The following is a 12097-nucleotide window of genomic DNA, read 5'->3' on the forward strand; positions in this document are numbered from 1 at the left end:
TCACTAACTCTCTCCCGGGGCCGCACCAATGTTTCGGTGCGGCAGGAAATCCGGCGTCGCCTGAAAGACTTGCTGCAAAGCAAGACGCGAGCGCGCCGCGGCTTCGTTGCCGTCGCCACGGTTCGACACGCCTGACACGAATGTTCCGGCGTCTTCGACATCGCTCGCGACCATGCGACTAAAGATAATTCCTCGGCGCTGACTTCTCACGAGTCCGTTCCTTGCTGGCGATGTGGGAAGGGCATTGAATGCTGCCGGAGCCAACAAGAGCTCCCGATCAGCAAACAGCGACACATTCAACGGATCCAAGGAGATCAGCACATGGATTCCATCCGCATGCGGAGGGGAGCCTTTTCGGCTGCCCTGGTACTCGCCGTCACGCTGTCTACGGCGGCCCTTGCCCAGAAGAAATACGACAGTGGCGCGACCGATACCGAGATCAAGGTCGGCAACATCATGCCCTATAGCGGCCCTGCGTCCTCTTACAGCGTGATCGGCAAGACCGAGGCTGCCTACTTCAACAAGATCAACGCTGAAGGCGGCATCAACGGCCGCAAGATCAACTTCATCTCCTACGACGACGGCTACTCGCCGCCGAAGACGGTCGAGCAGGCGCGCAAGCTGGTCGAGAGCGACGAGGTGCTGCTGATCTTCAATTCGCTCGGCACGCCGCCGAACTCGGCGATCCACAAATACATGAACTCGAAGAAGGTGCCGCAACTCTTCGTCGCCACCGGTGCCACCAAGTGGAACGACCCGAAGGAATTTCAATGGACCATGGGCTGGCAGCCCAATTACCAGAGCGAAACGCAGATTTACGCGAAGTACATCCTGAAGAATTATCCGAATGCCAAGATCGGCGTACTCTACCAGAACGACGATTACGGCAAGGACTATCTGAAGGGCTTGAAGGACGGGCTCGGCTCGAAGGTCTCCATGATCGTAGACGAAGAGAGCTACGAGACGACCGAACCGACCATCGACTCGCACATCGTCAACCTGAAAGCAGCTGGCGCCGACGTGTTCGTCGATATCTCGATTCCGAAGTTCGCCGCGCAGGCGATCAGGAAGAGCGCCGAGATCGGCTGGAAGCCGGTCCACTTCCTCAACAGCGTCAGTTCGTCGGTCAGTGCCACGATCAAGCCTGCGGGCTTCGACAACGCGCAAGGGATCATCTCGGCGGCCTATCTGAAGGACCCGACCGATCCACAATGGAAGGATGATGCCGAGATCAAGGCCTGGAATGCGTTCCTCGACAAGTACTATCCGGAAGCCAACCGGGCCGATGCCTTCGTGATCTATGGCTATGCCGCCGCGCAGACCATGGTTCACGTGCTCAAGGAGTGCGGCGACGACCTGACGCGTGCGAATATCATGAAGCAGGCGGCAAGCATGCACGACTACACGGTAGCCGGCCTGCTGCCTGGGGTGAAGATCAATACCAGCCCGACGGATTTCGCCCCGATTTCGCAGTTGCAACTGGAGCGGCTCAAGGGCGATAGCTGGGAGCGCTTCGGCGACGTGATCAGCGGCGACGTGAATGGTTAACGGGCGCCTGGGCCGCGAGCCGGGGCAAAGGCCGCGGCGGAAGCACCGATGGCGGGCTTTTAGCTACTAAAGGAGCAGCCCCTGCGACTTGGTCGCAGGGGCTTTTTCTTGAAGCCATCGGCCAAATCGTATTGAATTGCGACCGCGCGGCCCAAAAACAATCAAGCCAAGAAAAGGAGCGCACACACACCAAGAAAAATAGGGAGATTGGAATGCCCGCTGTCACCGGCAAGCTTGCGGCCGCGTCATTGGCGCTCGCGCTCATTGCGGCCACGACCTCCATCGCGTCCGCCCAGAAGAAATACGATACCGGCGCGACCGATACCGAAATCAAGATCGGCAACATCATGCCCTACAGCGGACCGGCCTCCGCCTACGGCATCATCGGGCGGACCGAAGCCGCCTATTTCAAGAAGATCAACGACGAAGGCGGCATCAACGGCCGCAAGATCAACTACATCAGCTATGACGACGCCTATTCGCCGCCGAAGACCGTCGAGCAGGCACGCAAGCTGGTCGAGAGCGACGAAGTGCTGTTCATCTTCAACTCGCTCGGCACACCGCCGAACTCGGCGATCCACAAATACATGAACACCAAGAAGGTGCCGCAGCTGTTCGTCGCCACCGGCGCCACCAAGTGGAACGATCCGCAGAACTTCCCCTGGACCATGGGCTGGCAGCCCAACTATCAGAGCGAGACGCAGATCTACGCAAAGTGGCTGCTCAAGAACAAGCCGGACGCCAAGATCGCCGTGCTCTACCAGAACGACGATTACGGCAAGGACTATCTGAAGGGCCTCAAGGACGGCCTCGGCTCCAAGGCGTCCTCGATGATCGTTGCGGAGGAAAGCTACGAGACCTCCGAGCCGACGATCGACAACCACATCGTCAAGCTGAAGTCGACCGGCGCAGATGTGTTCATGAACATCTCGACGCCGAAGTTCGCAGCTCAGGCGATCAAGAAGAATGCCGAGATCGGCTGGAAGCCGCTGCACTTCCTCAACAACGTCTCGGCCTCCGTCGGCAGCGTGATGAAGCCCGCCGGCTACGAGAACGGCCAGGACATCATCTCGGCCGACTATCTCAAGGACGTATCCGATCCGGAATGGAAGAACGACGCCGGCATGAAGGAATTCATGACCTTCATGGACAAGTACTTCCCCGAGGGCGACAAGCTCGACAAGGGCACCATCGTCGGCTTTGCCGTGGCGCAGACGCTGGTGGCGGTGCTGAAGCAGTGCGGCGATGATCTCACACGTGCAAACATCATGAAGCAGGCGGCGAGCCTGAAGAACTTCCGCACCGAGGCGCTGCTGCCGGGCATCCAGATCAACACCGGCCCGAACGACTTTGCGCCGATCAGCCAGCTCCGGCTCGAGAAGTTCAAGGGCGAGCGCTGGGAACTGTTCGGCGACGTCATCAGCGCCGACGCCGGCGGCTAGTCCCATCTGAAAATGCAGCGATAACAGCCCCCTGCGATCATCACGCAGGGGGCTTTCGTTTCCGCCTGATACTATCACGCGATTGCACAATCGAATGATGGTAAAGCCTGCTTACCCTTTTGCGCCCGATGCGCTAGGCAAGGGAATGGCGACGTCCTCGCCACAGCTCTAGTCTGCTCACGAGTTTGCTGAAGGCCATCGTCATGACCGATCGACGCCCCCTGCTCCGCGCGCTCTACGACGCCGCCGTTGCCGCCGCTCATCCCAGCACGATTTTGGCGCCTCACTTGCGCCCCGCGCCCAAGGGCCGCGTGATCTGCCTGGCCGCCGGCAAGGGCGCCGCAGCGATGGCCGCGGCAGCCGAGCGGCACTATCTCGACACGCTCAAGCTCGCGCCGGAGCGGCTTCTCGGCATCGCCACCACGCGTCATGGCTATGGCGTGCCGACGCGCCGCATTCGCGTCGTCGAGGCCGGCCATCCCGTGCCTGACGAGGCCGGCCTGAAGGGCGCCGCCGACACGCTTGCGCTCGCGGGCGAGGCCGGCCCTGACGATCTGCTGCTGGTGCTGCTCACCGGCGGCGGCTCGGCAAACTGGATCGCACCGGTGGACGGAATCAGCTTTGCCCAGAAGCAGGCGGTCAACAAGGCGCTGCTGCGCTCTGGCGCACCGATCGGCGAGATGAACGTCGTCAGAAAACATCTCTCGCGCATCAAGGGCGGGCGTCTCGCGCGCGCCGGCCGCAACGCCGCCGAGATCGTGACGCTCGCGATCTCCGACGTGCCGCATGACGATCCCTCCGCGATCGCCTCGGGACCCACCGTGCCCGATCCGACCACGCTCGCCGATGCACGCGCGATCGTCGCCAAGTACAAGCTCGCGATCGACGATGCCGTGCGCCGCGCGCTCGACGATCCCGCCAATGAAAGCTGCAAGCCCGGCGATGCCGCCTTTGCGCGCGCGCATTTCGAATTGATCGCGCGTCCCAGGCAATCGCTCGACGCCGCGGTGAAGCGCGCAAAGGACGCCGGCTACGAGACCATCGATCTCGGCGCCGATCTCGAGGGCGAGGCCCGCGAGGTCGCCGCCGATCACGCCAGGCTCGCGCTCCAGGCCAGAGCGCAGGGCAAGCGCGTCGCGATCCTCTCCGGCGGCGAGCTCACGGTGACCGTGCGCGGCCAAGGGCGCGGCGGCCCCAACCAGGAATACGCGCTCGCGCTGGCGTCCCTGCTGAAGGACACGCCCGACATTTCGGCACTCGCCGGCGACACCGACGGCGCCGACGGCGGCGCCGGTCACCCCACAGACCCCGCCGGCGCGATGATCGATGCGGCGACCTTCGCCAAGATGACGTCGCAGGGACTTACGCCGCAGGCCTATCTGGACAACAACGACGCAACGACGTTCTTCGAGGCGACGGGGGATCTGCTCCAGCCCGGCCCGACGCTGACCAATGTGAATGACATCAGGGTGATTTTGGTGGATTGAGGTCCGCCGGTGTCTCTATCGCCCTCAAAACTCGTTGGCGATCTTCGAGAGCATCTCGATCAGGGCTTCGCGGTTGGCTTGCCCGAGCAGCTCGTTGAGCCGCGATTCGTGCTTTGTGGCGACGAGTTTCTTCGCGCGCGTCAGCACGGTCTTGCCCTTGTCGGTCAGAACCAGGATGTGCGAGCGGCGATCGTTGGTGGAACGGATCCGGGCGCAGAGGTCGCGGCTCTCGAGATTGTCGAGCATGGCGACGAAATTCGGCCTGAGGATACCGAGGGTGGAGGCGATCTCGGTCTGGTTACGACCCGGGTTCTTCTCGACCAGCAGCAGCACCGAGAACTGCGCCGGCGTGAGCTGGAGCGAGGCCATGCAGCGCAGAAAGTTCTCGAACACCTTGAGCTGCGCACGCTTCAGCACGTAGCCGAGCTGCTCCGAGAGCTCGCCGAGCTGGAGGGCTTCGGCCAGCCCCTCGGGCGCATCCTTGCGGCCCTTGGTCGCCTCGGAAGGCTTTTCAGCGGTTTTGGAAACGGTCATCGCCTCGTGCTCGCAATCCCGCTAAATTCGGGACGGGTCGTTCGCCCGCCCTTGATGTTATATTTGATAATTGTTATGGACCATATCAAATATCGTCAGCGCATTTCAATGGCTGTGAGGGGACCATCCACCGCAATCGCGGAGACCGGTCCCTCATCTTAAGGGGGAGCGTCCGGTCTTGAACACCACCATCATGCTGTTCCTGCTACAGGACGGCATCACCAATGGCGCGATCTATGCGCTGCTCGGATTGGCACTGGTGCTGGTGTTTGCCGTCACCCGCGTCATCCTCATCCCCCAGGGCGAATTCGTCACCTATGGCGCGCTGACCTACGCATCGCTGGCCTCGGGGCAGATGCCGGGCACCGCCCAGCTGGCGCTGGCTATGGGCATCGCCGCCTGCGCCTTCGACCTGTTCGTGGCGCGCAAGACGCTGCACGCCCGGCTGATCCTGCGCAGCGTCCTCGCCAACATCGTGCTGCCCGCCATCGTGCTGGTGCTGACGATCTACTTTGCGGCCCAAAAACCGCCGGTCGCGGTCTGCATCGCGCTGTCGCTGGTGATCGTCGCGATGATCGGCCTCTATCTTTACCGCATCGCGTTCCAGCCGCTGGCGCACACCTCGGTGCTGGTGCTGCTGATCGCCTCGGTCGGCGTGCACCTGGCGCTTCAGGGGCTGGGCCTCTTGTTTTTCGGCGCCGAGGGCCAGCGCGGACCGGCGGTGCTCTCCGGTGCCTTCACGGCGGGCTCGCTGCGCTTCACCGGCCAGAGCCTCACCGTCTACGGCATCACCATCGCCTTCATCGTCGGCCTCTGGCTGTTCTTCGGCCTGACGCTGTACGGCAAGGCGCTGCGTGCCACCGCCGTCAACCGGCTGGGCGCGCGGCTCGCCGGCATCCGCACCACGCTGTCAGGCCAGATCGCTTTCCTGCTCGCCTCCGTCATCGGCGCGCTGTCTGGCATCATGATCGTGCCGATCACGACGCTCTACTATGACTCGGGCTTCCTGATCGGCCTGAAGGGCTTTGTCGCGGCGATCATCGGCGGCCTCGTCAGCTATCCCCTCACCGCCGTCGCCGCCCTGTTCGTCGGCATCGTCGAGGCGTTCTCGTCCTTCTATGCCTCCAACTACAAGGAGGTGATCGTGTTCATGCTCCTGATCCCCGTGCTGCTGCTGCGCTCGCTCGCCGCGCCCGCGGTCGAAGAAGAGAAGGACTGAGGCCACGATGCAGAGCCGGCTTCCCATCCTCGTCTTCGCAGCTCTCATGGCGGCGATCCCGTTCATCCCGGGCATGCCGCCGTTCTGGATCGTGCTGCTCGACAATATCGGTCTCGCCGCACTGGTCGCGATGGGCCTTGTGCTGCTGACCGGCGTCGGCGGCCTCACCTCGTTCGGACAAGCCGCCTTCGTCGGCTTCGGCGCCTACACCACGGCGGTGCTGACGACGTCCTATGGCCTGTCGCCGTGGCTGACGCTGCCGCTGTCGCTGGTGGTCAGCGGCCTGTTCGCGGTGCTGCTCGGCCTGATCACGGTCCGGCTCTCCGGCCACTACCTGCCTCTTGGCACGCTCGCCTGGGGGCTCGGCCTGTTCTATCTCTTCAGCAAGCTGGCATTCCTCGGCCGCAACGACGGCATCTCGGCAATTCCACCGCTGTCGATCGGCACGCTCAGGATGCTCTCGCCCGGCTCGATCTACTATGCGATCTGGGTCGCCGTCCTGATCTCGGCCCTGCTCACCATGAACCTGCTGGACTCCCGCACCGGCCGCGCCATCCGCGCGCTCAGGCGCGGCCATGTCGCAGCCGAGGCGTTCGGCGTGCACACGCCGCGCGCCAAGCTTCTGGTCTTCATCCATGCCGCCGTGCTCGCCGGCCTCTCCGGCTGGCTCTATGCCCATCTCCAGCGCGCCGTGACGCCGACGCCGTTCGGCGCCCACGCCGGCATCGAGTATCTCTTCATCGCGGTGGTCGGCGGCGCCGGCTATGTCTGGGGCGGCGTGCTGGGCGCGGCGATCGTCGTGATCCTGAAGGAGGTGCTGCAAAGCTACCTGCCGCTGATCCTGCCCGGCTCCGGCCAGGTCGAGACCATCGTGTTCGGCATCATGCTGGTGGCGCTGCTTCAGCTCGCCCCTGGCGGCGTCTGGCCCTGGCTGATGTCGCTGCTGCCCGAGCGCAGCGACGGCGAGAAGCCCGACACCTCGCTGCAACTGGAGCAGCGTCCGCGGTCGCCCGGCCAATCCAACATCCTTCTTCAGGTCGAGAAGGCGCGCAAGCAATTCGGCGGCGTGGTCGCGGTCAACAACGTCTCCTTCGACGTCCAGGCCCGCGAGATCGTCGCGCTGATCGGGCCTAACGGCGCCGGCAAGAGCACCACCTTCAACCTTATCACTGGCGTGCTGTCGGCGACCTCGGGCTCGATCTCGGTGCTCGGCAACAAGGTCGACGGCGCACCGCCGCAGGAGATTGTCAAGCTCGGCATCAGCAGGACCTTCCAGCACGTCAAGCTCGTCCCCGACATGACCGTGCTGGAAAACGTCGCGATCGGCGCACACCTGCGCGGCCAATCCGGGCCGCTCGCCTCGATGCTGCGGCTCGACCGCGCCGACGAGGCAAGACTGCTTGCGGAGGCCGCCCGGCAGATCGAGCGCGTCGGCCTCTCTGACCAGATGCATCAGCTCGCAGGATCGCTGTCGCTCGGCCAGCAGCGCATCGTCGAGATCGCGCGTGCACTGTGCGTCGATCCGATGCTGCTGCTGCTCGACGAGCCCGCCGCGGGCCTGCGCCACATGGAGAAGCAGCAGCTTGCCAAACTGCTGCGCGACCTGCGCGACGGCGGCATGTCCGTTCTTTTGGTCGAGCACGACATGGGCTTCGTGATGAACCTCGCCGACCGCATCGTGGTGCTCGATTTCGGCACCAAGATCGCGGAAGGATCGCCCGCCACGATCAAGACCAATCCCGAAGTGATCAAGGCCTATCTCGGAGTGGCGGCATGAGCGCGCTGTTGTCCGTCACCGACGCGCATGTCGCCTACGGCAAGGTGGAGGCCGTGCGCTCGGTGGCGCTCGAGGTCGGCGAGAACGAGATCGTCACCATCGTCGGCGCCAACGGCGCCGGCAAGACCACGCTGCTCTCGGCTATCATGGGCATTCTGCCGTTGAAGGGCCGCGTGACCTTTGCCGGTCAGGATCTTGCCCGGCTCGACATCGAGGATCGCGTCGCGATGGGGCTCGGCCTCGTGCCGGAGCATCGCGAATTGTTCGTCACGATGAACGTCGAGGACAATCTCGAGCTGGGCGCTTTCCGCATCGAGCGGAGCAAGGCGAAAGCCTCGATCGAGCGCATCTACACGCTGTTTCCGCGCCTCAAGGAGCGTCGCAAGCAGCTCGCCGGCACCTTGTCCGGCGGCGAGCAGCAGATGCTGGCGATGGGGCGCGCGCTGATGGGCGAGCCGAAACTCCTGATGCTGGACGAGCCGAGCCTCGGCCTTGCGCCGATCATCGTCGCCGACATCTTCCGCATCGTCACGGAGCTGCGCGCCAGCGGGGTGTCCGTGCTGCTGGTCGAGCAGAACGCGCAGGCTGCGCTGAAGATCGCGGACCATGCCTATGTGATGGAGCTCGGCGAATTCGTGCTCAGCGGCAAGGCCAGCGACATCGCGGCGAACGAGCGGGTGGCGGCGAGCTATCTCGGCTTCCAGCACGAAGGCGCGAGCGTGATCTAGGCTCCTTGTTTGAGCATGATCTTTTCGGAGAACCGCTTCGCACTTTGCGCCAACGCGGCCCTCCGGGTCCGGATCATGCTCTAGCGGCTCGCGGTCCGCGCAAAGCCCCAAGCGGCAATCGCGGCCATCAGCAGCGAGATCAGCACATTGTAGCCGGCGAGCGAGAGGCCGAGGAAGCGCCACTGCACCTCGTCGCAGCGTACCACCTTGACGGTATCGAGCCGCGACAGCAGATCGCCGGCGTTGCCGAGATTGACGACTGGACCGGAGCAGTCGGTCGGTCCCTTCCAGAACCCCCATTCGACGCCGGAATGGTAGGTGCCGAGCCCGGCATTGGCGAGCGCCGCCAGCGCGAGGATCGCCAGACCGGCCAGCAGCAGCGGCCGTGGCGCGCCGCCTCGCGCCGCAAGCACCATGAGCACACCGAGCGGGACCGCGAGGTAATAGGCGTAGCGCTGCTCCAGGCAGAGCGGACAGGGCACGATCCCCAAGACGAGCTGGAAGAACCAGGCGCCCGCAATCGTCGCCGCCGCAATCAGGGTGACGGCCAGCGCAGCCGTCAGGGCGGGGTTGCCGGCAGTCGGTCCGAAAGCGGGCATTGCGGCACTCTGGGTCGTCACGGCGGCCTCTTCATATCGGTGCGTGGCTTTAAGCCTCTAACCCCGCCCCAAGCGCCTGTCGAGAACGTCGGGGATCACTTTGGCGCGGGTTGACCCCGCTTTTTCCATGGCTATAGTCCGCCGGCTTCGCGAGGCTCCTTCCAGGGACCGACCGAGGGCCCCTGTGGCGGAACTGGTAGACGCGCTCGACTCAAAATCGAGTTCCGCAAGGAGTGCTGGTTCGATTCCGGCCAGGGGCACCACGCTTCGCCCGTTGGGCTTCGCGTGGCGCGGCCGTGCCAAGCCCAACGGGCAAAGCGTGTCCGGCGAAGCCTCTTGGCGAAGACGCGGGTTCAGCATAGCTGCCTCTCTCTCCTTTCCCTCCCAATCGTCGCGTCCTCACTGTATAAGTCCGTAGCTTCTTCTCTCACTCGAAGGAGCTCATATGAACGACCTGCACGCGTGGCTTTCCGAACAGCACCACGGTTTGCGGACCTTCCAAAACTTTCAGCAGAAGCTCGAAACGCTCGGCCGGGACGATCCCGCCCAGCGCGGTCTATGCCGGCTGCTCAGCGAACTCGTCGGCAGCTATGTCGAGGCGTTTGATGAGGCGCCGCTGCCGGTCGAGGTTGCCGACAGCACCTATCATCGCCTGCTGACGCTGGTCGCAAGCCTCGACCTCCGCGGCGATGCCGAGCGCCGCCTGATCGACATCAACCGGGTTGCGACGTGCGAGCTATGGCGGTGACGGCGGCAACGCACCGCGCGTGTAGCTCGTGATCATCGTGTAGTCCTTGCGAGGGCCCGACACGACATGACGAATGACGAAGCCACCGTCGACGCGGAACGTGTAGGTCGACTGATAATGGTCGAGATTGCAGACATGGCCGGCGCTTCCGCTCAAGGCGCCGTCGCCGGATGCGGACAGTAAGATTGCGTGGAAGAGCCGCGGCGGGGTCTCCTTGAAGAAGACGTCGAATCCGCAGTCGCCGTTGCGGAAGACGTACTCGCGCTCGGCCTCGAGCTCGGTGCCGTTCAGCAGCTTTAGCCGTCCCTGCTCGCGGTAACCGAGGCTCTCCGGGTCCAACGGCGTGAGGGTCGCGATGCCCTGCATGCTCCCCTGACCGTCGATCACCCGGTCGAACAACCAGGCGCCGGCCAGCCGCGCCATCACCTGCGATGCATCACGCCAAGCATCGATCAATGTTTCGCTCATGCTCTCTGGACCCAAGCGCCCCGTCGATCGGCGGCTTCGCGGCGTTCGACTTCGCCGCGGCAATACCTATATCCTGAGCTGAGCGCGTGTCGATGCAGTGAGTATGTGATGGCCAGGAGACCTACGACCGCTACGGACGCCGACGACCTGCCGCGCTATTTCGTCTGGGTGCGCGGCCTCGACGGGCCCGAACCTCAGAAATGGATCGACATGGATTTCGGCGTCGGCGACTGGAAGCGACCGCTGGTGCTGGCCTGGCGGGAGCTGCTGGCCGACGAGCGGCGCCTGTCGCTGTCGATGCTGGCGCGGCGCTATCCGCCGCCGAAGGCGGAGCCGCTCTAAGCGCACTCTCACTTGCCCCGCGCCGCGGTCGGGGTCAGGCCGAACCTGCGGCGAAAGCAGCGGTTGAAATATGAGAGGTCGTTGAAGCCGCAGGCGAACGCGATGTCGCTGATGCGGCCTTCGCGATGGGCGAGCAGGTCGGCCGCCTTGCGCAGGCGCAGCTCGGTCAGGCGCGTGGTGAAACTGGCGCCGGCCTCGAACAGGAGTTCATTGACATAGCGCTCGGACAGACCGGCCGCGGTAGCGAGCTTCTGCGCGGAAAAATCCGGCTCGTGGAAGCGTGCTTCGAGGATCGACAGCACGGCCTTGAGCCGCACCACGCGCAGCCCCCGGCGGCGCGCCGCGGTGGCGACGTCGCTGCGGGCCCCGAGACCGATCGAAGCGAGATCGAGCAGATGGGACGCGATCGCCATGCCGGCCTCGTCGGCGGCCGCGGGGTGACGAAGCAGCAGATCGCTGTAGTCCATCACCAGCGACAATGCGCCGCCGGGCTCGAGCTCGCAGCCGACGAGCTCATCGACGTCGGCGACCATCGCGCGCAGTGAATCGACCGGCAGATGCACGTTGGTGAAACGCTTCTGGCTCGCGCCGTCGGCGGCGAAGAACGGCTCGTCGAGCTTGAGCAGCACGATCGATCCCGGCCGCAGAATGAATTCGCGGCCGCGATGGATCACCTGCGAGGAACGATCGCCGGTGTTGCGTACGAGACAGAAGCGATCGTCGCCTGTCTCGATCACCTGGCGCTTTTCCCGCCGCACCGTGACGAAGCTGCCGTCGCAACGGCCGAGCATGGTGGTGCCGATATGGATCGAGTTCATCGCGGCACGAAACGGCACGTCGGACGCCGGGTCGAGCTCGCCGGTGTTGGAAAAATGCTCGAACAGCTCCGCGAAGCGGATGAAGCGTTGCCGGTCGGACAGATCCTGCGGCAACATCTCGGTCGAGAGCGACTTCCTGATGACAGACATCGAGAACGACTTTTCGAGAATGGTTTTTCTAAGTTTCTTTAAAAAAAACGCTTAGGCGCTCGCAAAACGTCGCAGGCCGGACATGAACGCCCGCTGAAGTCAGGCGCGCGCAAGCTATCAGCACGCTGACGTGAATCAAGCTGCGCCGGTCAGTCCAAGCAGCAGGGCCTTCGGCGCCGGACAGTCCAAGACGGCGTGCACACCCCCATCCTATTCAATCACAGGATGCGACATCCC

General features: G+C 64.1%; 13 protein-coding genes and 1 tRNA gene. 9 read left to right on the forward strand and 5 right to left on the reverse strand.

Annotation, left to right across the window (positions count from 1 at the left end; translation table 11 throughout):
• Nucleotides 1-3: 3 nt before the first annotated feature.
• Nucleotides 4-321, reverse strand: coding sequence for a hypothetical protein (locus JQ631_RS25630; RefSeq protein ID WP_212330734.1), 318 nt, complete (start codon nt 319-321; stop codon nt 4-6).
• Between JQ631_RS25630 and JQ631_RS25635 the strand changes: the two genes are divergently transcribed.
• From JQ631_RS25635 to JQ631_RS25645, 3 genes are all read left to right on the forward strand, one after another.
• On the forward strand, nt 322-1548 hold the full coding sequence (locus JQ631_RS25635; protein WP_212330737.1) for an ABC transporter substrate-binding protein: 1227 nt from the start codon (nt 322-324) through the stop codon (nt 1546-1548). It begins immediately after the preceding gene.
• A 212-nt stretch (nt 1549-1760) separates the two neighbouring features.
• A complete protein-coding gene (locus JQ631_RS25640) occupies nt 1761-2990 on the forward strand; it encodes an ABC transporter substrate-binding protein (protein WP_212330740.1) in 1230 nt (409 codons plus the stop codon).
• A 203-nt stretch (nt 2991-3193) separates the two neighbouring features.
• Nucleotides 3194-4477, forward strand: a complete 1284-nt coding sequence (locus JQ631_RS25645; RefSeq protein ID WP_212330743.1) for a glycerate kinase type-2 family protein — start codon at nt 3194-3196, stop codon at nt 4475-4477.
• Nucleotides 4478-4501: 24 nt separating this feature from the next.
• Here the strand turns inward: JQ631_RS25645 and JQ631_RS25650 are convergent, their stop codons facing one another.
• The gene (locus JQ631_RS25650) at nt 4502-5011 is read right to left on the reverse strand and encodes a MarR family winged helix-turn-helix transcriptional regulator (protein ID WP_212330746.1); all 510 of its coding nucleotides are present in this window, start codon (nt 5009-5011) and stop codon (nt 4502-4504) included.
• Between the two features lie 178 nt (nt 5012-5189).
• Here JQ631_RS25650 and JQ631_RS25655 point away from each other — a divergent pair, with 178 nt between their 5' ends.
• Genes JQ631_RS25655 through JQ631_RS25665 form a run of 3 tightly spaced genes read left to right on the forward strand, consistent with a single transcriptional unit; the run spans nt 5190 to nt 8735 of the window.
• Nucleotides 5190-6230: a branched-chain amino acid ABC transporter permease gene (locus JQ631_RS25655; protein ID WP_212330749.1), complete on the forward strand. Its 1041-nt coding sequence runs from the start codon at nt 5190-5192 to the stop codon at nt 6228-6230.
• Between the two features lie 7 nt (nt 6231-6237).
• Nucleotides 6238-8007, forward strand: coding sequence for a branched-chain amino acid ABC transporter ATP-binding protein/permease (locus JQ631_RS25660; protein ID WP_212330752.1), 1770 nt, complete (start codon nt 6238-6240; stop codon nt 8005-8007).
• Entirely contained in the window at nt 8004-8735 is a 732-nt protein-coding gene (locus JQ631_RS25665; RefSeq protein WP_212330766.1) for an ABC transporter ATP-binding protein, read from the forward strand. The genes JQ631_RS25660 and JQ631_RS25665 overlap by 4 nt, the downstream gene beginning before the upstream one ends.
• 80 nt (nt 8736-8815) lie before the next feature.
• On the opposite strand, the gene JQ631_RS25670 is transcribed toward JQ631_RS25665, so the two are convergent.
• Nucleotides 8816-9355 carry a disulfide bond formation protein B gene (locus tag JQ631_RS25670; RefSeq protein ID WP_212330769.1) on the reverse strand — a complete coding sequence of 180 codons (540 nt, stop codon included), beginning with the start codon at nt 9353-9355 and terminating at the stop codon, nt 8816-8818.
• Nucleotides 9356-9512: 157 nt separating this feature from the next.
• Between JQ631_RS25670 and JQ631_RS25675 the strand changes: the two genes are divergently transcribed.
• Together JQ631_RS25675 and JQ631_RS25680 are read left to right on the forward strand one after the other, a co-directional pair.
• Nucleotides 9513-9597, forward strand: a tRNA-Leu gene (locus JQ631_RS25675).
• 182 nt (nt 9598-9779) lie between these two features.
• Nucleotides 9780-10082 (forward strand): hypothetical protein, encoded by a 303-nt coding sequence (locus tag JQ631_RS25680; protein WP_212330771.1) that lies wholly within the window; start codon nt 9780-9782, stop codon nt 10080-10082.
• On the opposite strand, the gene JQ631_RS25685 is transcribed toward JQ631_RS25680, so the two are convergent.
• Nucleotides 10071-10550 (reverse strand): DUF6314 family protein, encoded by a 480-nt coding sequence (locus JQ631_RS25685; RefSeq protein WP_212330774.1) that lies wholly within the window; start codon nt 10548-10550, stop codon nt 10071-10073. The genes JQ631_RS25680 and JQ631_RS25685 overlap by 12 nt on opposite strands.
• Nucleotides 10551-10658: 108 nt before the next feature.
• Between JQ631_RS25685 and JQ631_RS25690 the strand changes: the two genes are divergently transcribed.
• Nucleotides 10659-10892, forward strand: a complete 234-nt coding sequence (locus tag JQ631_RS25690) for a hypothetical protein (protein WP_212330777.1) — start codon at nt 10659-10661, stop codon at nt 10890-10892.
• Between the two features lie 8 nt (nt 10893-10900).
• On the opposite strand, the gene JQ631_RS25695 is transcribed toward JQ631_RS25690, so the two are convergent.
• Nucleotides 10901-11860 carry an AraC family transcriptional regulator gene (locus JQ631_RS25695; protein ID WP_212330780.1) on the reverse strand — a complete coding sequence of 320 codons (960 nt, stop codon included), beginning with the start codon at nt 11858-11860 and terminating at the stop codon, nt 10901-10903.
• Nucleotides 11861-12097: the final 237 nt, after the last annotated feature.

It is taken from the genome of Bradyrhizobium manausense (assembly GCF_018131105.1).
Taxonomy (GTDB): domain Bacteria; phylum Pseudomonadota; class Alphaproteobacteria; order Rhizobiales; family Xanthobacteraceae; genus Bradyrhizobium; species Bradyrhizobium manausense_B.